Origin of the sequence: Microbacterium forte (genome assembly GCF_031885415.1) — a bacterium.
GTDB lineage: Bacteria > Actinomycetota > Actinomycetes > Actinomycetales > Microbacteriaceae > Microbacterium > Microbacterium forte.
Genome location: NZ_CP116871.1, coordinates 2,181,086 through 2,205,221 on the forward strand (window position 1 = coordinate 2,181,086; position 24,136 = coordinate 2,205,221).

Here is a 24,136-nt window from a genome sequence, read left to right on the forward strand (position 1 = left end):
GGCGGAGCTTGCCGCTAGCCCCGAGGAGAACGTGTTGCTCCTTCATATGCAGGCTGACTACACCTTGTTCCGTCCTGTCTTGGAGGGGCTCGCGGAGCTCATCTGGATCCTGGACGGCACCGATTCCTCGAGTCCGCAGGGCGCTCGAGATCGCCCGCATCGAGTACAGGCACGGGCTGAAGCTGACGAACGCTCTGCGCAAAGCTCAAACACCAGATGACAGAACGGAACAAGGAATAGCCGCGCTGGGGCGTTTCCTTAGGACCACCGCGACCAACCTCGGGTCCGATCCAGAGGACGTTCTCAGTGCGCCATTGATCGATCCCTCCTCGATCACAAGGAAGATTGCGAGTCGCGTTCCAGGCCCCACGTTGCGGACCTTCAACTATTGGGCGATAACTTCGGCCCACGCGCACGGGCAGTTCATCACCACTCTGCGCCACGCGATCGAGACGCGCCCATCTACACCTCAGATGGGCAGGACTCTGTACGAACCAGACGAGGAGTTGATCGCAGACCTCATCGAGTTCATTGGGACGCTGCTCGAGATCGCAATCAACCTCCTTAACGAACAGGGTTACGAACTTCGACGCTAGAGCTGTCCTGCTTGGCCGATCGGGGAGCGCTGGGTCGCCGAGATGCGCGCCATGGGGATTCAGAGCTCCCTGAGGCGAGATGTCCGACCCCATCCGTATGATCGAATCAGCCCCTTCGTGAGGCGGTTCGGTGAGGGAGTGGGCTTCGCGCTTTACATCGGACTTAGTCCGATTTCATCGCGATTCTGACATTCGATAATTGAAGTGGCAGGTTCGAGCGCTCCCGCCTTCCGCACCGCGCGGCAGACCACTCGACCTGCTGGAAGGAAGACAATGAAAGCTCTCCGTTACGTCGAGATCGGCAAGCCGCCCGTCGTCGTCGACATTCCGATTCCGAAGCCGGGGCCGGGTCAGGTCCTGCTCAAGGTCACCGCTGGCGGCGTCTGCCACTCCGACGACTACGTCATGGGCCTCCCCGAGAAGGACTACCTCGAGCAGAGCTACCCGCTGCCGCTGACGCTCGGTCATGAAGGCGCCGGCATCGTGCACGAGATCGGTGAGGGCGTCGACTCGACGCTGAAGGTCGGAGACGCCGTCGCGGTCTACGGACCGTGGGGCTGCGGTCGCTGCCACAACTGCTCGCAGGGCATGGAGAACTACTGCACCAACGCCGCCGCAGAGGGCATCCGCCCTCCCGGTCTCGGCAGCCAGGGCTCGATGGCCGAGTACATGATCGTCGACGACGCCCGCCACCTCGTGCCGCTCGGCGACCTCGACCCCGTGCAGAACGTCTCGCTGACCGACGCCGGCCTCACCCCGTACCACGCGATCAAGAGCTCACTCCCGAAGCTCGGTGCAGGCACCTTCGCGGTGGTCATCGGCACCGGCGGCCTCGGCCACGTCGGCATCCAGATCCTGAAGGCGATCTCGGGCGCCACCGTCATCGCGCTCGACGTGAACGACACCAAGCTCGCCCTCGCCACCGAGGTGGGTGCCGATCACGTGCTGATCAGCGATGCCTCCGCCGCCGACAAGATCCGCGAGATCACCGGCGGCCTCGGCGCGAACGCCGTGTTCGACTTCGTCGGCGCCAACCCGACGATGGCGCTCGCGCAGAGCGTGGCGGCGCTGGATTCCGACGTCACGATCGTCGGCATCGGCGGCGGGACCATGAGCCTCGGCTTCGGCTCGATCGCCTACGACGCGGCCGTGCGCATCCCCTACTGGGGCTCCCGCTCCGAGCTGATCGAGGTCCTCGACCTCGCCCGCGCGGGCAAGATCCACGTGCAGACCGAGACCTACTCGCTCGACGACGGCCCGAAGGCCTACGAGGATCTCGCCGCGAACAGCATCCGCGGTCGCGCAGTCATCGTCCCGTGACGCACGAGCGCCGTGCGGTCGGGCACCGACCGCGCGGCGCTCCGTTCACCCTTCCCGGTCAGGTCAGAGCGGCGAACCGCCGTCGACCGTCGCAACGACCGCGACGATGTGCCCGCCCTTGCGCTCGACCCGGCGCACCGACGCGGGGTCGACGGCATCGCGCTCGAGCATCCGCCACGGCCGTGCCGAGATGTCTGCCCCGCCCGTCGCGCAGGCCAGACGCGCCAGCGGTGAGAGCACACGCCAGAACCCGTGCGGCGGCTGCATGTCGACGATGCACGCCCGTGCGCCGGGGCGCAGGCACGCCCGCGCTCGACGCCAGGCCTCTTCTCGCTCGGTGATCACGCTGAGCGAGTAGGTCGCGAGCAGGGCATCCGCACGTCCGTCGCCACCGCCGCGCAGCTCGGTCACGGTCCGAGTCACCGCTTCGGGTTGCAGCTCTGCGGCATCCGACTCGATCAGGCGCACCCTGTCCCCCCAGCCCTCCCGGTCGATCCGCCTCTGGGCAACGGCCAGCATCTCGGCGCTGCGATCGATGCCGATCACGACCCCCGACGGCCCCGTCGCGTCGAGCAGCAGCGCGAAGTTCAGACCGGTGCCGCATCCGAGGTCGACGACGGCGTCGCCGGGGCTCAGGTCGAGCAGAGAGATCCCCGCCAGGCGTCCGGCCCGATACACCGGGCGCTCACCGGAGAGCACGTCGTACCACCGCGCACCCACGCCGTAGCGCCGCATCAATGCCGCCATCCGCCCTCCCGCTTCCGGGTCCACTCTAGGCTTCAGGCATGAGCACCCCTTCTCGCAGACCGGCGCGCGCACTGACCGCACGTGAAGCAGGCGGACGCATGTGGGACCTGGTCGTCATCGGAGCCGGCAGCGCCGGACTCGTCGGGTCGCGCACCGCAGCCGCGCTCGGCGCGCGCGTGCTGCTGGTCGAGGCGCACCGGTTCGGCGGCGAATGCCTGCACACCGGCTGCGTGCCGTCGAAGGCGCTCATCGCGTCGGCCGCCGCCGCACACGCCGCGCGCAGCAGTGCAGGGCTGGGTGTGACCGCGGGCGAGATCCGGGTCGACTTCCCCGCCGTCATGCAGCACGTGCACTCCGCGATCCATGACATCGAGCCCGTCGACTCCCCCGAGACGCTCAACCGAGACGGCGTCCACACGCTCGTCGGACGCGCGCGGTTCGATGGCCCTCGATCCGTCGTGGTCGGCGGTGAACGCATCGCGTTCCGTGACGCGCTGATCGCCGCGGGAAGCACGCCGGTGCGCACGTCCGTCGAGGGCGAGGCGTCGATCGACGTGCTGACGAACGAGACGTTCTGGGATCTGGAGGAACTGCCCGCTCGGCTGCTGGTGCAGGGCGGCGGCGCGATCGGCTGCGAGCTCGCGCAGGCGATGGCGCGTCTCGGCAGCGCGGTCACGCTGGTGCACCGGGGCGATCGACTGCTGCCGAAGGAGGATGCCGCGGCGAGCGCTGTCATCCTCGCCGCCCTGCGCGCGGACGGCGTCGACGTGCGTCTCGGCACGACCGTGCGCGCCTTCGAGTCCCCCGGCTCCGACGACGATCCCTCCCCGTCAGGAACCGCGACGCTGAGCGACGGCACGCAGGTCGCATTCGATCGGGCGCTGGCCGCACTGGGTCGTCGCGTCGAGGCCGGAGACCTCGAACTGTCGGCAGCCGGTGTGCGCCTCGATCGCCGCGGAGCCGTCGACGTCGACGCCTCGCTGCGCACGTCGAACCCGCGCATCCGTGCCGCCGGTGATGTGACCCCGCTGCCGCGGTTCACTCACACCGCCGGCATGTACGGCAGCGTCGCCGCGACGAACGCCGTGCTCGGGCTCTCCCGCAAGATCGACGCCAATGTCGTGCCACGCATCACGTTCACCTCGCCCGAGGTCGCGGCCGTCGGCATCACGCCGGACGATGCACCTGGACGAGGGATGCGAGTGGTCGTGCATTCCCACGCTCATCTCGATCGGGCGATCGCCGACGGGCACACCGACGGCTTCACGAGCATAGTCGTCGACCGGCGAGGCCGCGTCACCGGCGCCGTCATCGTCGGACCGCGGGCCGGAGAGTCGCTCGCGGAGTACACCGTGGCGGTGAAGACCGGCATGAACGTGCGCACGGTGGCCACGACGATGCACGCCTATCCGAGCTACTCCGACGCCGGGTGGAATGCCGTCGTGAAGGAGGCGCAGCGCGGCCTCCGCGGCGGGGCCGTCGCATTCGGCATCCGCGTCCTGGGCCGCATCCATCGTCGCCGCGGCTGAGCCCGGCCCGACTCAGCGCAGGCTGCGGTAGCCGACGACGATGCGCTGCACAGCGCTGACGGCCACGAAGAGCGCCCACACCAACGCGATCTGCCACGCCCAGAACGGCAGGATTAGCCACAGCGAATGCACGGCGATGGTCTCGGTGCCCTCGGCTATCCGCCCGAGGAAGGAGAGCGACCGCCCGTCGTCTATCGTTCGCCCGGTGCGCTCGGCGATCGAGGAGAAGGCGAGGAAGGCCGTGCCGTTCACGTAGTAGACGAGGAGCACCAGCAGGAACGGCCACCACGGAGCGCCGAACTGCGCCGTGGCACCGAAGGCGACTCCGACGACCGTGGCACCGTAGACGACGAAGTCGGCGGTGATGTCGAGGAATCCGCCCGCGTGGGAGGGCGCGGAGTCCCGCCCCTGCGACTCGGCCAGCCGTCGGCGGCGTCGGGCGAGGGTGCCGTCGAGACCGTCCGCGATCCGCGAGACGAGCCAGAGCACGAGGGCGACCCACCACAGCTGGAGCCCGGCCGTGACGGCGGATGCGACGCCGAGCGCGAGACCGAGCACCGTCAGGCGGTCGGGAGTGATCCCCGGGCGGTCGAGGGCGGCGGCCGTCACCTCGAGTGGTCGGGCGAGCACGGCCCGCAGAGAACGGTCAAGCATCGTGGCCACTCGCAGTCCTCTGCGCCGACGACGAGCGGTCTCCGCCGCGGCGACGCAGGATCGCCGCCGTCACGACGCCGCCGAGGATGAGCACGCCCAGCACGGCCACCGCGATCCAGAAGGGCGGTCCGAGCTCGAGTCCGAACGCGCCGAGCGCCACATAGGCGGCGGACCCGGGGAGGATGCCGATGGCCGTGCCCAGCGCGTAGTCGCGTCGTCGCACCGCCGTCAGTCCCGCGCCGTAGTTGATGAGCGTGAACGGGATGATCGGCACCAGCCGAGCGCCGAGGACGGCGAGGAATCCGCGGTACGCGAGGGCGGCGTCGAGGCGCGCGACCCGAGCCCCGGTGAGCCGCTCGACCGCCTCTCTGCCGAGCGCTCGACCGATCACGAACGACGCGGCGGCGCCCAGCAGAGCACCGACGTAGACGAGCACCAGGGCGAGCCAGAATCCCCACACGAGACCCGCCGCGATCGTGAGCAGATTCTTGGGCACCGGTGTCAGCGTGAGGGCGGCGTACCCCGCCACGAAGAGCAGCGCGCCGCCCGGTCCGAGGCTCGCCGCCCAGTCACGCACCGCGTCGATGTCGCTCGGAGCGAGGAAATACCCAACCGTTCCGACGAGGGCGACGAACAGGAGGAGAAGCACGAGGCGGACGATCGCCGACCGCTTCGAGGGGGCGTCTCTGACACGCGAATCACCAGCGTCCACAGCATCCTCCCCGACTCCTATACCCTAGCCCGGCGCGATATGCCGATACACCGATTCCGAAGCGAGGAACCCCTGATGAGCAGCATCGCACGACGACCTCGGAGAACCGCAGCCCTCGCTCTCGCCGTGCCGCTGCTCGCCCTCACGGCCTGCGCGGCACCCGAGAGCAGCGCGTCGACGGCATACGACGACTGGGATGCCGTGCTCGCGGATGCCGAGGGTCAGACCGTGCAGCTGTGGATGTACGGCGGCGACGACCAGGGCAACGCCTACGTCGACGACATCCTCACCCCGGCCGTCGCGGAGTACGGAGTGACGCTCGAGCGCGTGCCCGTGACCGATACGGGAGATGCGCTGAACCGCGTCTTCACCGAGATCCAGGCCGGCCGCTCCGACGGCACGGTCGACCTCATCTGGGTCAACGGCGACAACTTCCGCACCGGCAAGGAGGCCGATGCCTGGCTGTGCGACTGGACCGACCTGCTGCCGTCGATGGCTGCCACCGATCCCGACGACCCGCTGCTGCAGTCGGACTTCGGCACGCCCGTCGACGGCTGCGAAGCCCCGTGGCACAAGGCGCAGTTCACGCTCGCCTACAACGCCGAGGCGATCCCCGACCCGCCGACGACCCTCGCCGGGGTGCTCGACTGGGCCGAAGCCCACCCCGGACGCTTCACCTACCCCGCCCCGCCGGACTTCACCGGTTCGGTGTTCGTTCGCGAGGTGCTGGCGAGCGTCTCGGGCGGCGCCGACGAGGTGCCCGCGGCGTACTCGGACAAGGCCTTCGACGAGCTGAGCCCTGCTCTCTACGACCGACTGAGCGAACTGGCCCCGAGCCTGTGGCGCGGCGGTGACACGTATCCCGCGAACGAAGCCGAGCTCGGTCAGCTCTTCGCCGACCGTCAGATCGACATGACGATGACCTACGGCCCCGCGACACTCACCGATCTCGTCGCCGACGGGACGTACCCGCCGGAGACCACCGTGCTGCCACTCGAGGACGGCACCGTGGGCAACGCGAGCTTCCTCGGCCTGCCCGCCAACTCCGACTCGATCGCGGGGGCGATGGTCGTCGCGAACGTCGCACTCTCGGTGGAGCAGCAGGCTGCGAAGGCCCAGCCCGACGTATGGGGCCAGTTCACGGTGCTCGACATCGAGAGCCTGCCGGACGACGACCGCGCCCTGTTCGACGCCCTCCCGACGTCGCCGGTCGTGCCAGGGTACGAGGTGCTCTCCGAGAACGCGCACGGTGAGCTCGCTGCCGAGTGGGTCCCCGCGCTCGACGAGGGCTGGCGGACGGGCGTGCTCGACCGATGAGCTTCGCGCCGGTGGCGCGCCGTCGTGGGAGCGCCCGTCAGCTCCTCCGCGGCACGCTGCTGGTGCTGCCCGCCGCCCTCGCGACGCTGCTCGTCGTGGGCGGCGGCATCGGCGCCACGCTGCTCCAGGCCCTCGGACTCATGCCCATCGCGGGTCCCGTGACCCCCGGGATCGACGCCTTCCTCGCGCACCCGCGCGACCTCGCCGCCGCTACGGGGGTGTCGATCGCCGTCGCCGCCGCGTCGACCGTGATCGCCGTCGTCATCGGCACGGGCGCTGCGGTCGTCATCGCGTCCGGTCGCGCGGGCAGTCGCCTGCTCGCCGCCCTCGGCGCGACGACCGTGACCGTGCCGCACCTCATCGGCGCCGCCACCATCGGGCTGCTGCTCTCCGACGCTGGCGTCCTGCCCCGACTGCTCGGGATCCCGCCCGAGTCGTGGGCGCCCTGGGTGGGGGGTTCGTTGTGGGGTGCCGTGATCGCCGAGTTCGCCTGGAAGGAGTCCGCCTTCGTCGCGCTCGTCGTCACGGGCACCCTCGCCACCCGGATCGCCACCTACGACGAGGCGGCCGCGCTGCTCGGCGCCGGCCGGCGGCGGCGCTTCCGTCATGTGCTGCTGCCCCTGACCGCGCCGACGATCGTCATCTGCGCCGCGATCAGCTTCGTCTACGCTCTCGGGTCGTACGAGGTGGCGTGGCTGCTCGGTCGCACCTACCCCGAGCCACTGCCCGTGCTCGCCGTGCGGCTGTTCCAGGGCGTCTCGCTGGCATCTCGTCCCGAGGCAGCGGCCGTCGCGCTCGTGACCTGCGCGATCTCGCTCGCCGTCGTGGCCCTCACTTTCGCGGCGCTCCGGCGCACGGCCGTCTGGCGGTGATCGGATGCCGTCGCCGACCCTGCCGATGCAGAGCACCCCCACCATGCAGAGCACCCGAACCATGCAGAGCACCCTCACCACGCCACGAGGCGCCGGCCGTGTCATCCGCGTGGCGCTGACGATGCTGCTGGTGGCCTGGTTCGCTCTGCCGTTCCTCCCCCTCGTGCTCTGGGCGTCCGCCGACGCCTGGTCGTTTCCGTCTCCCCTGTCCACGGCATGGGGAGTGCAGGGCCTCGAGGAGGCTCTGGGCTTCGGCCTGGTGCCGGGATTCGACCGGTCCGTGCTGCTCGGATCGGTCGTCGCCGCGGTCGCCACACCGCTCGGCGCCCTCGCCGCGCGGGCGCTGACCTTCGGCACCGTACCCTTCCCTCGCACGGTCTCGGCGCTGCTGCTCGCACCCATCGCCCTGCCGCCGTTCGCCGCGGTCCTCGGCGTCAACGTGCTGCTGCTGCGCGCATATGTGCCTCCGATCGTCGGCGTGGTCCTGGTGCTCGTCGTGCTCGCTCTGCCGTACACGACGTTCGTGATGCGCGCGGCGTACGGCGCCTACGACCTGTCATACGAAGAGGAGGCGCGACTGCTCGGCGCCACGCCCTCTCAAGTGCTGCGCCGCGTGCACCTGCCGATGATCGCCCCCGCGCTCGCGCGGGCCGCGTTCCTCGCCTTCCTCGTCGCGTGGAGCGACTACATCGTGACGGTCATCGTCGGCGGCGGCGAGCTCGTCACCCTTCCGCTGATCGTGGCAGGAGCCGCCGCCGGTCTCGGCAACGACGCCGCCGTCGCCGTCATGTCCCTCGGAGCGGTCATCCCCCCGGTGCTCCTCCTCGTCGCCGTCCTGACCCTGCGTGGATCCGGCCGAGCCGCTGGCGGAAGGCGCCGCAGGCCATCCGCTCCCCCGAACACCACCTCCGCCGCCTCGTCTTCCCACCCCACGACCCCAGGAGCTTCCGCGTGAGCGCCGACCTCGTCCTCGACGGACTCGACAAGAGATTCCCCGGCTCGCCGACGCCTGCACTGCGGGCCTTCTCTCTCACGGTGGCCGCCGGCACCTGCACGGCCGTGCTCGGCCCCAGCGGGTCGGGCAAGAGCACCCTGCTGCGGGTCATCGCCGGACTGGAAGACCCGGATGCCGGAACGGTGCGCATCGGCGGCACGGATGTCGCCGGGGTCGCGGCGGAGCGTCGTGGAGTCGGGATGGTGTTCCAGCGCTCGCTGCTGTTCCCGCACCTCTCGATCCTCGACAACGTCGCGTTCTCCGACCGCGTGTCGGGCATGAGCCGCAGGGCTGCGCGATCCCGCGCCGACGACTACCTCGAGATGGTGCAGCTGCAGGGGTTCGGCGACCGCCGGGTCGGCGAGCTGTCGGGTGGTCAGGAGCAGCGGGTCGCGATCGCTCGGGCTCTCGCCGCTGAGCCGGCGGTGCTGCTGCTCGATGAGCCGTTCAGCGCTCTCGATCCCGCGCTGCGCAGCGACATGCACGACCTTCTCGAGGCCGTGCGCCGCGCGGTCTCGCCCACCATCGTGCTGGTCACACACGATCGAGACGAGGCGGCACGGGCGTCGGATCGCATCGCCCTGGTCGAGCACGGCGTGCTGCTGCACGAGGGCACCGTGCGCGAGGCGTACCGCCAGCCGCAGAATCTGCGAGCGGCGCAGCTCATGGGAGGTCGGAACGCGATCGCCGGCGAGGTTCGCGACGGGCGTCACCACAGCGCGCTCGGCTCGGTGCCGGTGCCGCCTGAGACACCGACAGGTGCCGGAACACTTGTGATCCGGCAGGAGGACGTGGCCGTGCTCGCAGACGACGGCGATCGGGCGGTGCCGTCGGGCGCGATCTCGGGCGTCGTGGAGTCGGTCCGGGTGACCGGTGCGCGGTCCGACATCGTCGTGCGCTGCGGCGACGCCGCGTTGCATGCCGAGGCGCCACCGACGCAGCGGTGTCAGCTCGGCGACCGTGTGCGGCTCGCGCTGCCGACCACGGCCGTTCACGTGATCGCCGGCTGATCCCGCCACCGACGCCGGGCTCCTCGGCGCAGACGGCCGTCGCGGATCAGCGGGTGGTGGCTCGGGACGCGCCCGTCTCCCGCACGCCCGTGAGACCTGAAGGCCGAGAGACCACCTGCGGTTCGGCGCCGTCGCGGACCGAGGGGATCGGCAGCAGTCGTCGCAGTTCGATGTTCTCGATCGGATCGAGAACGGAATGCTGCACGCACGCCGGAACCAGGCGCCCGTCCTCCGGGTGCGCCATCGCGTACATGCACGAGCCGAGGCGCTCCTGCGTCTCCTTGAGCAGCGGGTCGTCGGCGACGATGCCCTGTTCCATGAGCTTCCACGCAGGATCGACCTGCTCGGCATCCATGAAGTTGTGCACCACGAAGGTCTTGAACGAGACCTTGCCTCGGCGTGCCTCACGCAGCACGCGACGCAGTCCGCCGGCACGGCGGAGCACGCGTCGGGCGAGACCGAAGAGCGGAGGGATGTCGCCCGGGTGGCCGGCGATCGCACGGACGACCTTCACCACGAGCACCGGCTTCGGGATGCCGCCGAAGATCATGCCGCCGAAGTGGTCGAGGAATCGGTCGCGCGCCGCGATGTCCTTCGGGTCGTCGGGGTCGAGCAGCGCTGCGAAACCGCCGCCGACACGCACGCCGACCGTCGACCGGTTGCACCGCGGGTCGCCGAACTGCGTCGCCTGCCAGGGCAGCTTGTGCCCCGCACCCGCCTCGATCCGCTCCCATACGGCGTCGATCGTGACCTCGCCGAAGTCCTCCCGCCACCGCCGATCGTCGCCGATGAACGCGGCCGGCTGGAAGGACATCATGTCGAACGGCATCTCGAGCACGTCGCGGGTGACCTGCTCGACCTCGTCGACATTCGACGGCGTGACGGTCATGTTGTGCGCGAGGTAGCTGTCGACGCCGTGGTCGCGCTTGAGATCGATGAACATCTGCGCGAACTTCTCGCGGAACGGGTTGAGCTCGGCCTCGCTGTGCGGCCGCACCGCACCCTTGCGCCCCCGCATGAGCGAGTCGAAGTGGGCGGCGAACGACACCTTGTCGAACCTCGGCTTGCGATCCTCGTCGAGCACCACGTCGAGAAGGTAGTCGTATTCGAAGTCACCGTGGGTCATCGACATCGGCTCACGCCCGACCGCTCGCATGGCGAGAAGCGCCTGGGCGTGGTCTTCGGCCGACAGCAGGCTGACTTCGCCGCCGATCAGCTGCGCGTGAGCTCGCGGCCCCCGCACCTGGCGCAGGTAGGACATCTGTCGCGCGACGTTGTCGACCGTGTGGTCGCCGTCGATGCGCACCTTGTTGGCGTCAGCCGAGTGGTAGCAGGGCGAACACGTGAGGTTGCACTTGGGGAAGACGCCGTGCGTTCCCTCGCATCCCACGGCGCAGCGTCCGAGGAGCTGGTTCGGCGTCTTCGCATGCTCGGGCAGCTCCGACCAGCGGACGGCGAGAGCGCGGCGCGTCTCGGGATGGATCGGGCGCGTCTCGAGCTCGATCCGCTTGAGCGTCTTTGCGAGTCTCATGGGCTTCCTCTCGACCAGGCGAGCGTCCGCACCGTCGACGGGCTCGATGTCCGAGAGTTGTTCGACGCCGAACCGATCTCGGATTGCATCCGATTCTCGCACCACGTCTGCACTGCCGCACAGATGTCACGACATCTCTGCGATCAGTTCCTCACCGCCCCAGAACGGCCCGGACGCTCGCCTCGGGAGACAGATCGATGCGACGCAGCAGCTGCGCATTGAGAGCGACGACGATCGTCGACAGCGACATCAGCACGGCTCCGACCGACATGGGGAGGACGAATCCGACGGGCGCCAGGATGCCGGCGGCGAGCGGCACCGAGAGCAGGTTGTACCCGGCCGCCCACCAGAGGTTCTGCGTCATCTTGCGGTAGGCGGCACGGGAGAGCTCGATCACGGAGACCACCGACCGGGGGTCGGAGCTCGCGAGGATCACGCCGGCCGAGGCGATGGCCACGTCGGTGCCGGCACCGATCGCGATGCCGACGTCGGCCTGAGCCAGCGCGGGGGCATCGTTGACGCCGTCGCCGACCATCGCGACCTTCTTGCCCTCGGCCTGCAGCTCCTTGACCTTCGCGGACTTGTCCTCGGGGCGCACACCGGCGAACACCCGGTCGATGCCGAGGTCGGTCGCCACGGATTCGGCCACGGCCTGGGCGTCACCGGTGATCATGACCACTTCGACACCGAGGCGGTGCAGGGCGTCGACAGCGTCACGAGACTCCGGGCGCACCTCGTCGGCGAGCTTCACTCCTCCGGCCACCTGCCCGTCGACGATCACGTGCAGGATGATGGCACCCTCGCCTCGCCATGCGACGGCGGCGGCGATCTCTCGGCCTCCGACCTCGTCGAGGAGCTTCGGCCCGCCCACGCGGATCTCGCTGTCATCGACGGTGGCGGTCACTCCCACCGCAGGAGATGACGAGAAGCTCGAGGCCTTAGACACGGTCAGGCCTCTGTCTTCGGCCGCGCGCACGATGGCGCGAGCCAGCGGATGCTCGCTGTCGGCCTCTGCGGATGCGGCGAGCGCGAGCAGGCGGTCGGCGTCGATGCCACCGATCGATTCGACGGCGGTGACGGTCGGTGCGCCCTTTGTCAGCGTGCCCGTCTTGTCGAACAGCACGGCGTCGACGGTGCGCATGCTCTCGAGCGCCAGGCGGTCCTTGACGAGCACACCGCCCCGGGCAGCGCGCTCCGTGGCGATCGAGACGACCAGCGGGATCGCGAGGCCGAGCGCATGCGGGCAGGCGATGACGAGCACGGTGATGCTGCGCACGACGGCGGCATCCGGATCTCCGACGAGAGTCCACACCAGCGCGGTGAGAGCCGCCGAGACCAGGGCGAACCAGAAGAGCAGTGCGGCTGCGCGGTCGGCGATGCGCTGCGCCCGGGACGACGAGTTCTGCGCGTTGACCACCAGGCGCTGGATGCCGGCGAGTGCGGTGTCGTCGCCGGTGGCGGTGATCTCGACCCGCAGGCCGGAGTCGGTCGCGACAGTGCCCGCGGTCACCGTGTCTCCCTTCGTGCGGGTGACGGGGCGGGACTCGCCCGTGACCATCGACTCATCCATCGCGGCTGCCCCGTCGATGACACGACCGTCGGCCGGAACGCTCGCTCCGGGGCGCACGACGACGACATCGCCGACGACGAGATCGGCGGGTGCGACCATGACGATCGCGTCACCGTCGACCCGTTCGGCCTCGTCGGGCAGCAGCGCGGCGAGGGAGTCGAGCGCAGAGGTCGTCTGCGCGAGGGATCTCATCTCGATCCAGTGGCCGAGCAGCATGATGACGATGAGGAGGGCGAGCTCCCACCAGAACTCGAGCTCGTGGTGGAGGATTCCGAGGGTCGCGCCCCACGAGGCGAAGAACGCGACGGTGATCGCGAGGGCGATCAGCAGCATCATCCCCGGCGTGCGCGCCCTGAGTTCGCCGATCGCACCCGAGAGGAACGGCCATCCGCCCCACGCGTACATGACGGTGCCGAGCACCGGAGAGACGAACCGCGCCCCGTCGGCGACGTCGTAGCCGAAGATCATCGCGAACATCGGCGAGAACGCCACCACCGGCACCGCGATGGCGAGGTTGATCCAGAACAGGCGCCGGAACTGGCCGACGTGGTCGCCGTGCCCGGCGTGACCACCGTGCCCCTCGTGCCCGGCGTGCCCCGCGTGACCACCGTGGCCCTCGTGACCTCCGTCTGCGTCCTGAGCGTGGTGATCGTGAGTGACGTGCTGGTCGCCGGCGCTTCCCTCGGCGTGGTGCGTGCTCATCATGAGTGCTGTCTCCCGTGTCGGGTGTGGTTCTCAGTGTCTCTCTTCGGGGTGCGCGACATCGCCCGGGTCACCGCGGGATGACACTCCGGAACCCCCGCAGGCGCAGGCTGTTGCCGACGACGAAGACGCTCGACAGTGCCATCGCTGCGCCGGCCAGCATGGGGTTGAGCATTCCGAGCGCGGCGACCGGGATGGCCGCGACGTTGTAGGCGAAGGCCCAGAACAGGTTGGTCTTGATGGTTCCGAGGGTCTTTCGCGACAGTCGGATCGCGTCGACCGCGCTGCGCAGGTCTCCGCGCACCAGGGTGATGTCGGATGCCTCGATCGCGACGTCCGCCCCGGTGCCCATCGCGATGCCGAGGTCGGCCTGCGCGAGTGCGGGGGCGTCGTTGACGCCGTCACCGATCATCGCGACGACCTTTCCCTCGCGCTGCAGTCGCGTGACGACGTCGACCTTGTCCTTCGGCAGGACTTCGGCGATGACCTGGTCGATCCCGACCTCTGCCGCGATGCGCCTGGCGACCGCGTCGTTGTCGCCGGTGAGGAGGATGGGGGTCAGCCCGATCGCCGTGAACTGGGCGATCGCTTCGGCGCTGCTCGGCTTCACCGTGTCGGCCACGACCAGGATGCCGCGCGCCTGCCCGTCCCAGCCCACCGCGACGACGGTCTTGCCTTCGCTCTCGGCGCGGGCCTTCGTCGACGCCAGCTCGCGGCTCAGCGTCTGCGACCACTCGGCGAGGAGCGAGTCTCGGCCGACGAGCACGGCGTGACCGTCGACGATCCCCTGCACTCCCTTGCCTTCGACGTTCGTGAAGTCCTCGGGCGTCGGCAGAGCTCCGACCTCCTGCGTCGCGCCCTTGGCGATCGCCTGGCCGATCGGGTGCTCCGAGGCATCCTCCAGCGCGCCGGCCAGCCGCAGGAGTTCCGCGCGTTCGGTGCCGGGCTCGACGACCACGTCGACGAGCGTCATCTTGCCGTTGGTGACCGTGCCCGTCTTGTCGAGCACGACGGTGTCGACCGCGCGGGTGGACTCCAGCACCTCCGGACCCTTGATGAGCACGCCCATCTGCGCACCCCGCCCGGTGCCGACCAGCAGCGCGGTGGGTGTCGCCAGGCCCAGTGCGCACGGGCACGCGATCACGAGCACGGCCACCGCCGCGGTGAATGCCGCGGCCACGGGGAACCCCGCGCCGAGCCAGCCGCCCAGCGCGACGACGGCGATCACGATCACGATCGGCACGAAGACGCCTGAGATCCGGTCGGCGAGACGCTGGACCTCCGCCTTCCCGGTCTGAGCGTCTTCGACGAGCTGGGCCATCTGCGCCAGCTGCGTGTCGGAGCCGATCCGGGTGGCGCGCACCACGAGCCGGCCGCCGACGTTGGTCGTGGCACCGGTGACGACGTCGCCCTCTGCGACCTCGACCGGCATCGCTTCACCCGTGAGCATCGATGCATCGACGGCAGACGTGCCCGAGACCACGACACCGTCGGTCGCGATCTTCTCTCCCGGCCGCACGACGAACTGGTCTCCCACCTGCAGATCCTCGACCGGGATCTTCGTCTCCACACCACCGCGCAGCACCGCGACGTCCTTCGCGCCGAGCTCGAGCAGCGCGCGCAGGGCTGCGCCGGCCTGCTTCTTCGACCGCTTCTCGAAGTAGCGCCCGGCGAGGATGAACATCGTCACCCCGGCACCGACCTCGAGGTAGATGTTCGCCGCCCCGTCGGAGGGGGCCAGTGCGAACTCGAACGGGTGGGTCATGCCGGGGGTGCCGGCCGTGCCGAAGAACAGCGCGTAGAGCGACCACAGGAATGCGGCCGATGTGCCCAGGGAGATGAGCGTGTCCATCGTCGCGGTGCCGTGCCTGAGGTTCATCCATGCGGCCCGGTGGAACGGCCACGCCGCCCAGAGGATCACCGGGGCCGCGAGTGCGAGCGAGGCCCACTGCCAGTACGTGAACTGCAGCGCCGGGATCATGGCCATCGCGATCACCGGCACCGTCAGCACGATCGCACCGATCAGGCGGTTGCGCAGCGACCGCAGCTCAGGGTCTGCGGTGCCCTCACCGGCGGAGGCGGCATCGTTCTTCGAGCCCTTCGGTGCGGGGATCGACGCCGAGTACCCCGTCTTCTCGATTTCTGCGATCAGCGCCGCCGGATCATACCCGTCCGGCACGGTGACCTTCGCCTTCTCGGTCGCATAGTTGACGGTCGCCACGACACCATCGAGCTTGTTCAGCTTCTTCTCGATCCGCATCGCGCAGGAGGCGCAGGTCATGCCGCCTATCTCCAGTTCGACTCCGGTCCCTGCGTTCGCAGGTGCTGACGTGCTCATGTTCGTTCCTTCTCTGGCTTCCATCTGTGGGCCGCAGCGATCAGCTGCGGCAGGGGCGACGGCTGACGGTCAGTGCCCGTCGTCGTGCGAATCGCCCTCGGTTTCGGTCACGCCCTGCGCCTGAGCGGCATCGAGCACGAACTCGGCCGTATGCACCGTGCCGTCCACCTGGAAGTCCAGGTACAGCAGGTACCGCCCCGCGGTCGGGGCCTCTGCGGCGAACGCGATCTCGGGCCCCGACGTCTCGCCCGCTTCGGGCTCATCACCCGCGGCGTGCACGTGCAGGTACGCGAGGTCGCCGTCGCGCAGCGCCACGAGGTGGCCGAACGCGCCGAGATACGGCTCCAGGGCGGTGACCGGGCGACCGTCCTGTGCGACCGTCACAGTGAGATCGCTCGCCACTCCTGCTTCGAGGGCGCCGTCGAGCGAGACCGTGAAGCCATCGACCTCCGCGACGCGGGTCGGCTGCGGCGCGACGGGTGCGAACTCACCCGCCACCTGGACAGTGCGCGTGAGAGTGAGCGACGCAGCATCCGCCTGGGCCGGGGTGAAGTCCGCGAAGACGCGGTAGGTTCCGGCATCTGTCCACTCCCAGGGAAGCGACCACGTTCCCGTGGCCTCGTCGAGCACCGGATGGACGTGTCGGAACCGGCTCCCGTCTGAGCGCACCACGATCAGGTGCAGATCCTTGTCGTGCGCCGTCGCGTAGTCCGTGACGGGGACGCCGGCGGCGTCTTCGATCCGGAATGCCAGTGCACCGGGTTCGCCCGGGGATGCCGGCGCCTCGATCGGCGACAGCACATATCCGTCGAGACCGAGCGACAGGCCCTTCAGGTCGTCTGCAGCGGCACTCGCCGCGTCATCCGCGCCGACAGCACTCTCGGCGTGACCATTGTGATCGTCCACTTCCGCCCCCTTCGTCCAGTCGCTGACCGCGCTCGCGGGAACGATGACGCCGGCGAGCCCGAAGGCCGCGCCGAACGCCACCACGAGGCCCGCCCCGAACAGGCCGAGCCGTGCGCCGGCGTTCATGCCGTCCGCACCGCCGAATAGCCTGCCTCTGCGACGGCGGCCAGGACCTGCGCATCGTCGACCGACGTCGAGCCGGTGACGACGAGCTTTCCGGTCTGGGCGCTCACCTGGACGTCTTCGACGCCGGGGATCTCGGAGACCTCTTCGCGCACCGACATCTCGCAGTGCCCGCAGGTCATGCCCGTCACCTGGAACTCGTTCTTCGTCATCATGTCTCCATCCCTCGTTCTAGTACCCCTGGGGGGTATTAAAAACAAGCGTATACCCTCTCGGGGTATTCCGCGATGGGTCGATGACTTCGCGCGACCGCAGCTGTCGCGCGCGAGGCCGGTGCCGCTACCTCAGCACGCCTCCTCTGCGACGGCGACGCGCACCTCGCGCAGCGCTCCCCCCACGGCCGCCAGCGAACAGGTGCGATGAGAGGAGGCGGGGATCAACGCGGTGAGCACCCGATCGCCGTCCTCCGCGAACAGCTCGAGCGATGCCACCCGGTCGTTCAGCGCGTCGATCCAGATCTCCCAGGCGACATCACCCGCACGCGCGACGGGCATCGACATCGACCCGCCCACCCCCGCAGGCGGAACCACGTCGGGGCGAACGACGTCGATGCGCCCGCTCGCGTGGCTCTGCCGGATGACGACCTCGCCGGCATCCCCGGCCCCGATGCGGAGTTCGACGCTGTCGGCATCTCCGAAGGTCGCCGTGACACGGATCCGCACCGCGTCCGCGAGCGCAGCATCCGCCGACCCCGCACCCGCCGGCCCCGCGCCCACAGCGACACGACCCGTCAGCGAGCCGAGCTCGATGATCTCGTCGGCCCCGACCTCGATCGCCGGCGCCTGCCGCAGACGCACCGCGCCGCTGCCGTCGCGGGTGAGCGAGAGCCTGCGGGGAAGAGTCATCGCGCTGCGGTACTCGGATGAGTCATCGTGCGGGATGCTGCCGGCGTACCGCCAGTTGTCCATCCAGGCGATCAGCGTTCGCTCGTGCGCGGCGAGGCCGTCGAACGTGACGCCGGCGTAGCAGTCGGGGCCGAAGTCGACCCAGCCGAACGCCTCGAGCTCGTCACGCGACTGGCTGCGGTCGACCAGGAGTTCGGGCGCGGGGGTCGGAAGGGGCGCAGTCGGCCGGAAGGTCGTGCCGTCGAACTCGCCCACGACGTAGTGGGTCCCCGAGCCGCCGGCGATGCCTCCCGGGTTGAGGCTGATGAGCAGCACCCACCGCGCATCGTCCTCATCGCCGTCGATCGCCAGCCTGAACATGTCCGGGCACTCCCAGACCCCGCCGACGGGGCCGGCCGGACCGTAGGACGACAGGTAGGTCCACGTCTTGAGGTCGTCGGAGCGGTGGAACAGCACCTGGCGGTCCTCCGCCTCGACCGCGACCATGACCCAGTAGCCGTCGCCCCCGTCGTCGTAGCGGAACACCTTCGGATCGCGGAAGTCGCTCGTGCCCCGGTCGAGCACCGGGTTGCCCCGATACTTCGTCCAGACGTATCCGCCGTCGGTGCTGTACGCGAGAGCCTGCGCCTGGTGCCCGTCCGCGGCCGCCGTGTAGAGCGCCACCAGCGGAGGCTCCTCGGCCGTGCCGAACCCTGAGGTGTTGCCGTGATCGACCACGACGGAGCCGGAGTAGATCTGCTCCGTGTCGTCCCAGAGGATCGCCGGCTCGTGCTCGGTCCATCGCGCGAGATCGGTGCTCGTCGCGTGGCCCCAGCTGAGATGGGCGTGCTCGCTGCCCTGCGGGTTGTACTGGAAGTACAGGTGGTACAGACCGTCGTGGAAGACGAGACCGTTCGGATCGTTCATCCAGTTGTTGCGCGGAGCGAAGTGCAGTCGCGGGCTCAGGGTGCGGACCGGGGGAAGGTCAGTGGGGGTCACCGGGGCAGTCGTCTTTCTACTTGATGGGGGGCGTGCGTCATTTGCCGACGCCCGCCGTGAGTCCTTCGCGCAGAGGCTTCTGCCCGAAGAAGAACACCAGGAGTGCGGGGATCATCGAGAGGATCACACCGGCGAGCACCGTCGAGACGCTGCCGGTGCCGAGGTTGCCCTGCAGCGTCACCAGGCCGAGTGGCAGCGTGAAGTTCTGATCGCTGATGGTCATGATGAGAGGTCGGAAGAACTCGTTCCAGTGATAGTTGAAGGCGAGGATGCCGACGATCGCGAGCCCGGGGGTGGCCAGCGGGAGATAGACGCCGAAGAACGTGCGCCAGGGCCCGGCCCCGTCGAGCTGGGCGGCCTCACCCAGCTCGGTCGGGATGCCCATGAAGTACTGCCGCATCAGGAATGTGCCGAAAGCGGTGGGAAGCGCAGGCACGATGAGAGCGAGGAGGGTGTCGGCGAGCCCCATGCCCCTCACCAGCATGAACACGGGGACGATCGTCACCTGCAGCGGAACCATCATCGTCGCGAGGATCAGCGCGAACATCAGCTTCTTGTGACGGAACTCGAACTTCGCGAAGACGTAGCCGGCCATCGCGGCGGAGAGCATCTGGCCGGCGGCGACCAGCAGCACCACCAGGGCGCTGTTCCACGCGTAGAGCCAGATCGGGATCTTGGTGAAGACGTCGGCGAAGGCTCCGAAACCCACGTTGACCTCTTGGGTCACGCTGTCGGTCGGCGACAGCGCCGTGATCAGGGTCCAGACGACGGGCCCGAGGGTCAGCAGTGCCGCGAGTCCGAGCAGGGCGAACTTGCCGCCCGTGCCGAGCGTGTAGAGCCAGGAGCGCTTCGTAACCACTGTCGTTGTCATGATGGGCCTCACCCGTAGAAGACGAATCGGCGGCTCAGCCGGAACTGGATGGCCGTGACGAGCATGATCAGAAGGGTCAGCACGATGCCGATGGCCGACGCTCCACCGAAATCGAGCTGTCGGAACGCGGACTCGTAGATCACCATCACGGCCGTGCGGGTCTCGTCACCGGGGCCACCGCGGGTCAGCACCCACGGCTGGTCGAAGATCTGCAGGGCGTTGATGATCGCCATGACGGATGCCACGAGCAGCGTCGGGCTCACCAGGGGCAGCGTGATCATGCGGAACTGGGTCCATCCCGCCGCACCGTCGAGGGCGGACGCCTCATAGACCTCACTCGGGATCGCGGCGAGCCCGCCGATGAAGAGCAGGAACGTGAACCCGAAGTTCTGCCACACGTAGACCAGGAGCACCACGACCTTCGCGCCGAGTCCGGTCGTCAACCATCCGACATCCGCGATGCCGATCAGATTCAACGTCTGATTCACCAGGCCGAACTCCTGGTTGAACAGGTACGCCATGATCAGCGAGACGGAGGCGGCCGACAGGATCAGCGGGAAGAACAGCGCCGACCGGAAGAAGGTGCGCAGCCAGTTCGGCATCTTCGACTGGACGAGCACCGCGAGCACCAGTGCGACCCCGAGCTGCAGGATGACGGCGACGACGACGAAGCCGATGGTGTTCAGGAACGACACGCTCACCGTCGGGTTGGCCGCCAGATCGACGAAGTTGTCGAACCCGACGAAGACCGGGTCGGAGATGATGTCCCAGCGGAAGAAGGCCAGGACGAACGATCCGATGATCGGGACGAAGTTGAACAGCCCGAGCCCGATGAGGGTGGGCGCCAGGAAGACCCAGATGATCGATCGTCCCGAGCGGGCGACCGTGCCGGTCTCGCGCCGGGATCCCGGCGGCACGGTGAGAGTGCGGGTGGTGTTCTCGGACATCAGTTTCCCCCCAGCGCGAGCTCGAGATCTCGCTGCATGGTCTCGAGCCCTCGGCGGACGCCGGATGGGCCGTTCGTGATGGTCGACACCACGTTCTTGAGCAGAGCGGACTCGACAGCGGCCTGCTGCGGAGGCGCCGGCATCGGACCGGTGTCGGGGAACTTGTCGAGAGTGTCGTAGAAGACCTCCCAGTGCGCAGGCCCCACCCCCGCGCCATAGAGCTCGGCGTTGAGGGAGCGACGAGGGAGTGACGAGTCGGGCTTCGGGTGGGCGATCGTCATGCCCTCGACCGAGACGCAGTACTTGAGCCACTCCCATGCCTCGTCCTTGCGGGGCGAGGTCTCCATGATCGCGTAGCCGCCCGCCCCGAACTGGTGCCGTTGCCCCGCCATCCTCGGGAAGTAGGTCACGTCGTAGGCGTCGTTCGCGACGCCCGCCTCTTCGAGGCCGCTGACCCAGAAGCCTCCCGCGGGGGTCATCCCGACCGAGCCGGTGGAGAACAGGGAGACCAGCTCGTTTCCGCCACCCTGTGCGGGGTTCGCGGCGAGCCCCTCCGAGACCATGCGCTCGAGCACCGAGAAGCTCTCGATCGCGTGCTCGTTGAGGGCGTCGGCCTGCTTCCACACGTAGCCGCCGCTGCGGGCCGGCTGGCCGGGGTAGAAGCGGTCCCACAGCCAGTCGCCGCCGCTCGCCTTCTCCTCGTGCAGGAAGCTGGTGTTGTTGACGTACAGCCAGGGGACGACGCCGCCCCACAACCGGTTGTTCCAGAAGTACGGCAGGAACTGCCCCGAAGCGCTCTTCTTCATCGCACGGGCGGTGCCGAGGAAATCCTCCAGCGTCCAGTTGTCGGCGGGGCGTTCCAGCCCCGCGCGATCCATCGCCGTCGTGCTGTAGAAGACGTTCGCCGCATTGAAGTTGTCGGGCATCTGGAACAGGCTGCCCTGGTACATGAACGCCTCGATGAGGGTCGGGTTCACGTCGTCGAAGTACTCCTGCATCTCCGACGCGTCGCGGCGCACATACTCGTCGAGAGGATGCGCGAGGCGCGATGCGAAGAGCTGCGCCCCCTCGGTCGCGACCGTGACGACGTCGGGCGGCGTGCCCGCGGCGATCATCGTGAGGATCTTCGCGAAGTACTCGCTCCAGTCCTGTCCTTGAATGGCCACGATGCGCACGGTGATGCCGGGGTGCTTGCGCTGGAAGCCGTCGACCAGCGCCTGACGCGCCACGGCGTCCTGCGCAGTGCCGAAGAGGGCGACGGTCAGAGTGTCTGTGCCGCGGCCGGGGATGTCGGCTCCGGTGAGTCTCGGCCACGAGACGACGGTGCCCACGATGCCCAGACCGATCGCGCCGAGCAGAGCCCTGCGAGTGAGATCAACCACGATGTTCTCTCCTGAGTGAATGACTTCAGAGCGAGGGAATCGAGTCCCGCCCGCGAAGCTAAATTGATTCAGCATCGCCGAGGTTAGCATCGTCGATCCGGGGCCGCAATGATTTTGCTAAATCAATTCAACCAGCGTGGTTCCGGGGTGCCGCATGCACTGCCTAAGCTGGGGATGTCACGACAGGAGGAACCCGGTGCCGAAGAACGTCGATCGCAGGCCGACGCTCGCCGACGTCGCCGCGCTCTCGGGCATGTCCAAGACCGCCGTGAGCATGATCCTGAACGACCGACCGGGTTCACGTCTCTCCGCCGACGCGGCACGCCGGGTGCGGGCAGCAGCGGAGGAACTCGGCTATCGGCCGAATCCCGCCGCCCAGAGTCTGCGCCTCGGCAAGACGAAGACTCTGGGATTCATCTCGGATCAGATCACCGTGACCCGCTATGCCTCCGAGATGATCCGCGGCCTGCTGTCCGCGGCGAAGGAGCACGGCCACACCGTTCTGATCGCCGAGACGGAGGGCGATGACGCGACCATCTCCGACGAGATCCAGGCGATGATCGACCGCCGGGTCGACGGCATCCTGATCGGGCTCCTCGGCGCCCGCATGATCGAGGTGCCCGAGACCCCCGCCGACGTGCCGGTCGTGATCGTCAACGGCACGTCGACGACGGGGCACCCCTCCGTACTCCCCGACGAGCGGACCGCCGGCCATGCGATGGCGCGCCTGCTCACGGATGCCGGCCACCGCCGGGTCGGCGTGATCGGCAACAACCCGCGTGCGGTGTCGTCTCCCCGGCACTCGGTGACCATCGGCCCGAGATTCGACGGCATCCGCGCCGCCTTCGCCGAGGCCGGCGTCGATCCGTTCATCATGGACGTCCCCGAGTGGAACCCCGACATCGGATACTCGCGCACGCTGCAGATGCTCGACGCGCACCCCGACCTCACGGCGATCCTGGCCGGCAACGACGGAGTGGCCTTCGGCACGTATCAGGCGATCGCCGAGCGAGGGCTTCGAGTTCCCGACGACATCTCCGTCGCCTCCTTCGACGACGAGGAGCTCGCCGGCTTCCAGCGACCGGGACTCACGACCGCGCGACTCCCCTACGACGTGATGGGGCGCACCGCGGTCGAGATGCTGCTCGGCGAGCGCCCGCTCGACGCGGTGCTGATCCCGATGCCGGTCGTCGAGCGCGCCTCGATCCGCTCTCTGGGCTGACCGAGAAAAATCCATTCACGCGCATCCATCCCCCTTCTGCGGGCGTAGGCTGGAGAGAAGGACGGACCGTCCGAGAAGATCTCCCGGCACCGCGACCGTCCGGAAGAGGAGTCACTCGTGGCTCAGTACGACGTCTCGAACCGCTCGGCGATCGTGACGGGAGCAGGCAGCGGAATCGGACGCTCGACCGCTCTCCTGCTCGCTCAGAACGGCGCATCCGTCGTCGTGAACGACCTGAACGCGGAGCACGCGAACGCGGTCGTCGACGAGATCCGCGCCGCCGGCGGCATCGCCGAGGCATCGGTCGGAGATGCGACCGACACCGCCTGGATCGCCAGCTCGGTCGAGCTCGCGAACACGCTCGCTCCGCTGCGCATCGGCGTCAACAACGCCGGCATCGGCGGAGCATCCGCCCCCACCGCCGAATACGACGACGCCGCGTGGGACAAGGTCATCTCGATCAACCTCAACGCCGTCTTCCGCAATATGAAGGCGCAGATCCCCTCGATCCTCGCGAACGGCGGCGGCTCCGTCGTGAACATCGCCTCGATCCTCGGCAGCGTCGGTTTCGCGAACTCGCCCGCCTACGTCGCCGCCAAGCACGCGGTCGTCGGCATGACCAAGTCGGCCGCCCTCGAGTACTCCGCCCAGGGCGTGCGCGTGAACTCGGTCGGCCCCGGGTTCATCGACACCCCGCTGCTCGCGAGCATGGATGCCGCTGCGAAGAACTTCCTCGTCAGCAAGCACCCGATCGGCCGTCTCGGTCAGGCCGACGAGGTCGCGAACCTCATCGCCTTCCTCGCCAGCGACGCCGCCAGCTTCATCACCGGCAGCTACCACCTCGTCGACGGCGGCTACACCGCCCTCTGAGGTTCAATGGCCGCGCGGGTCTCGCAGTGCGGCACATCTG

The 24,136-nt window shown here is 69.0% G+C and carries 20 protein-coding genes; 8 read left to right on the forward strand and 12 right to left on the reverse strand.

What is annotated here, in order from left to right; genetic code table 11:
- The first annotated feature begins 869 nt into the window (after window positions 1-869).
- A complete protein-coding gene (locus OB895_RS10460) occupies window positions 870-1,916 on the forward strand; it encodes an NAD(P)-dependent alcohol dehydrogenase (protein ID WP_311877398.1) in 1,047 nt (348 codons plus the stop codon).
- Window positions 1,917-1,979: 63 nt separating this feature from the next.
- Here OB895_RS10460 and OB895_RS10465 read toward each other — a convergent pair whose 3' ends face one another.
- Window positions 1,980-2,663 carry a class I SAM-dependent methyltransferase gene (locus tag OB895_RS10465; protein WP_228385633.1) on the reverse strand — a complete coding sequence of 228 codons (684 nt, stop codon included), beginning with the start codon at window positions 2,661-2,663 and terminating at the stop codon, window positions 1,980-1,982.
- Between the two features lie 38 nt (window positions 2,664-2,701).
- Here OB895_RS10465 and OB895_RS10470 point away from each other — a divergent pair, with 38 nt between their 5' ends.
- A complete protein-coding gene (locus OB895_RS10470) occupies window positions 2,702-4,192 on the forward strand; it encodes a dihydrolipoyl dehydrogenase family protein (protein ID WP_311877405.1) in 1,491 nt (496 codons plus the stop codon).
- A 12-nt stretch (window positions 4,193-4,204) separates the two neighbouring features.
- On the opposite strand, the gene OB895_RS10475 is transcribed toward OB895_RS10470, so the two are convergent.
- Together OB895_RS10475 and OB895_RS10480 are read right to left on the reverse strand one after the other, a co-directional pair.
- On the reverse strand, window positions 4,205-4,846 hold the full coding sequence (locus OB895_RS10475) for a CDP-alcohol phosphatidyltransferase family protein (RefSeq protein ID WP_311877407.1): 642 nt from the start codon (window positions 4,844-4,846) through the stop codon (window positions 4,205-4,207).
- Window positions 4,839-5,558, reverse strand: coding sequence for a TVP38/TMEM64 family protein (locus tag OB895_RS10480; RefSeq protein WP_311877410.1), 720 nt, complete (start codon window positions 5,556-5,558; stop codon window positions 4,839-4,841). Before OB895_RS10480 ends, OB895_RS10475 begins: the two co-directional genes overlap by 8 nt.
- Window positions 5,559-5,633: 75 nt before the next feature.
- On the opposite strand from OB895_RS10480, the gene OB895_RS10485 reads away from it, so the two are divergent.
- The 4 genes from OB895_RS10485 to OB895_RS10500 are packed head-to-tail and all read left to right on the forward strand — an operon-like array spanning window position 5,634 to window position 9,751.
- On the forward strand, window positions 5,634-6,875 hold the full coding sequence (locus tag OB895_RS10485; RefSeq protein WP_311877412.1) for an ABC transporter substrate-binding protein: 1,242 nt from the start codon (window positions 5,634-5,636) through the stop codon (window positions 6,873-6,875).
- Window positions 6,872-7,747 carry an ABC transporter permease gene (locus tag OB895_RS10490; protein WP_311877415.1) on the forward strand — a complete coding sequence of 292 codons (876 nt, stop codon included), beginning with the start codon at window positions 6,872-6,874 and terminating at the stop codon, window positions 7,745-7,747. The genes OB895_RS10485 and OB895_RS10490 overlap by 4 nt, the downstream gene beginning before the upstream one ends.
- A gap of 4 nt (window positions 7,748-7,751) precedes the next feature.
- A complete protein-coding gene (locus tag OB895_RS10495) occupies window positions 7,752-8,702 on the forward strand; it encodes an ABC transporter permease (protein WP_311877418.1) in 951 nt (316 codons plus the stop codon).
- Window positions 8,699-9,751, forward strand: coding sequence for an ABC transporter ATP-binding protein (locus tag OB895_RS10500; RefSeq protein ID WP_311877421.1), 1,053 nt, complete (start codon window positions 8,699-8,701; stop codon window positions 9,749-9,751). The genes OB895_RS10495 and OB895_RS10500 overlap by 4 nt, the downstream gene beginning before the upstream one ends.
- Window positions 9,752-9,797: 46 nt before the next feature.
- Here the strand turns inward: OB895_RS10500 and OB895_RS10505 are convergent, their stop codons facing one another.
- From OB895_RS10505 to OB895_RS10545, 9 genes are all read right to left on the reverse strand, one after another.
- A complete protein-coding gene (locus OB895_RS10505) occupies window positions 9,798-11,282 on the reverse strand; it encodes a hypothetical protein (protein ID WP_311877423.1) in 1,485 nt (494 codons plus the stop codon).
- 151 nt (window positions 11,283-11,433) lie between these two features.
- The gene (locus tag OB895_RS10510; RefSeq protein WP_311879923.1) at window positions 11,434-13,554 is read right to left on the reverse strand and encodes a heavy metal translocating P-type ATPase; all 2,121 of its coding nucleotides are present in this window, start codon (window positions 13,552-13,554) and stop codon (window positions 11,434-11,436) included.
- Window positions 13,555-13,624: 70 nt separating this feature from the next.
- Window positions 13,625-15,892: a heavy metal translocating P-type ATPase gene (locus OB895_RS10515; protein WP_311877425.1), complete on the reverse strand. Its 2,268-nt coding sequence runs from the start codon at window positions 15,890-15,892 to the stop codon at window positions 13,625-13,627.
- 69 nt (window positions 15,893-15,961) lie between these two features.
- Window positions 15,962-16,924 (reverse strand): DUF8832 domain-containing protein, encoded by a 963-nt coding sequence (locus OB895_RS10520; RefSeq protein ID WP_079112056.1) that lies wholly within the window; start codon window positions 16,922-16,924, stop codon window positions 15,962-15,964.
- Window positions 16,921-17,133, reverse strand: a complete 213-nt coding sequence (locus OB895_RS10525) for a heavy-metal-associated domain-containing protein (RefSeq protein WP_079113876.1) — start codon at window positions 17,131-17,133, stop codon at window positions 16,921-16,923. The genes OB895_RS10520 and OB895_RS10525 overlap by 4 nt, the downstream gene beginning before the upstream one ends.
- A 132-nt stretch (window positions 17,134-17,265) precedes the next feature.
- Window positions 17,266-18,804 (reverse strand): glycoside hydrolase family 32 protein, encoded by a 1,539-nt coding sequence (locus tag OB895_RS10530; protein WP_079112055.1) that lies wholly within the window; start codon window positions 18,802-18,804, stop codon window positions 17,266-17,268.
- Between the two features lie 37 nt (window positions 18,805-18,841).
- Complete coding sequence (locus OB895_RS10535) at window positions 18,842-19,675, reverse strand: carbohydrate ABC transporter permease (protein WP_079112054.1); 834 nt, start codon at window positions 19,673-19,675, stop codon at window positions 18,842-18,844.
- Between the two features lie 8 nt (window positions 19,676-19,683).
- The gene (locus OB895_RS10540) at window positions 19,684-20,622 is read right to left on the reverse strand and encodes a carbohydrate ABC transporter permease (protein WP_197065944.1); all 939 of its coding nucleotides are present in this window, start codon (window positions 20,620-20,622) and stop codon (window positions 19,684-19,686) included.
- Window positions 20,622-22,004, reverse strand: a complete 1,383-nt coding sequence (locus OB895_RS10545; protein WP_052492837.1) for an extracellular solute-binding protein — start codon at window positions 22,002-22,004, stop codon at window positions 20,622-20,624. Before OB895_RS10545 ends, OB895_RS10540 begins: the two co-directional genes overlap by 1 nt.
- Window positions 22,005-22,200: 196 nt before the next feature.
- Between OB895_RS10545 and OB895_RS10550 the strand changes: the two genes are divergently transcribed.
- Together OB895_RS10550 and OB895_RS10555 are read left to right on the forward strand one after the other, a co-directional pair.
- On the forward strand, window positions 22,201-23,226 hold the full coding sequence (locus OB895_RS10550; RefSeq protein ID WP_052492838.1) for a LacI family DNA-binding transcriptional regulator: 1,026 nt from the start codon (window positions 22,201-22,203) through the stop codon (window positions 23,224-23,226).
- 117 nt (window positions 23,227-23,343) lie between these two features.
- A complete protein-coding gene (locus OB895_RS10555; protein ID WP_042537244.1) occupies window positions 23,344-24,096 on the forward strand; it encodes an SDR family NAD(P)-dependent oxidoreductase in 753 nt (250 codons plus the stop codon).
- The last annotated feature ends 40 nt before the right edge of the window (window positions 24,097-24,136 follow it).

What these genes read in the sequence shown, in the direction of transcription:
- OB895_RS10460 (WP_311877398.1), top strand. Translation starts at nt 870, where the DNA reads ATGAAAGCTCTCCGTTACGTCGAGATCGGCAAGCCGCCCGTCGTCGTC.
- OB895_RS10465 (WP_228385633.1), bottom strand. Translation starts at nt 2,663, where the DNA reads ATGGCGGCATTGATGCGGCGCTACGGCGTGGGTGCGCGGTGGTACGAC.
- OB895_RS10470 (WP_311877405.1), top strand. Translation starts at nt 2,702, where the DNA reads ATGAGCACCCCTTCTCGCAGACCGGCGCGCGCACTGACCGCACGTGAA.
- OB895_RS10475 (WP_311877407.1), bottom strand. Translation starts at nt 4,846, where the DNA reads ATGCTTGACCGTTCTCTGCGGGCCGTGCTCGCCCGACCACTCGAGGTG.
- OB895_RS10485 (WP_311877412.1), top strand. Translation starts at nt 5,634, where the DNA reads ATGAGCAGCATCGCACGACGACCTCGGAGAACCGCAGCCCTCGCTCTC.
- OB895_RS10490 (WP_311877415.1), top strand. Translation starts at nt 6,872, where the DNA reads ATGAGCTTCGCGCCGGTGGCGCGCCGTCGTGGGAGCGCCCGTCAGCTC.
- OB895_RS10495 (WP_311877418.1), top strand. Translation starts at nt 7,752, where the DNA reads ATGCCGTCGCCGACCCTGCCGATGCAGAGCACCCCCACCATGCAGAGC.
- OB895_RS10505 (WP_311877423.1), bottom strand. Translation starts at nt 11,282, where the DNA reads ATGAGACTCGCAAAGACGCTCAAGCGGATCGAGCTCGAGACGCGCCCG.
- OB895_RS10510 (WP_311879923.1), bottom strand. Translation starts at nt 13,554, where the DNA reads ATGAGCACGCACCACGCCGAGGGAAGCGCCGGCGACCAGCACGTCACT.
- OB895_RS10515 (WP_311877425.1), bottom strand. Translation starts at nt 15,892, where the DNA reads ATGAGCACGTCAGCACCTGCGAACGCAGGGACCGGAGTCGAACTGGAG.
- OB895_RS10520 (WP_079112056.1), bottom strand. Translation starts at nt 16,924, where the DNA reads ATGAACGCCGGCGCACGGCTCGGCCTGTTCGGGGCGGGCCTCGTGGTG.
- OB895_RS10525 (WP_079113876.1), bottom strand. Translation starts at nt 17,133, where the DNA reads ATGACGAAGAACGAGTTCCAGGTGACGGGCATGACCTGCGGGCACTGC.
- OB895_RS10535 (WP_079112054.1), bottom strand. Translation starts at nt 19,675, where the DNA reads ATGACAACGACAGTGGTTACGAAGCGCTCCTGGCTCTACACGCTCGGC.
- OB895_RS10540 (WP_197065944.1), bottom strand. Translation starts at nt 20,622, where the DNA reads ATGTCCGAGAACACCACCCGCACTCTCACCGTGCCGCCGGGATCCCGG.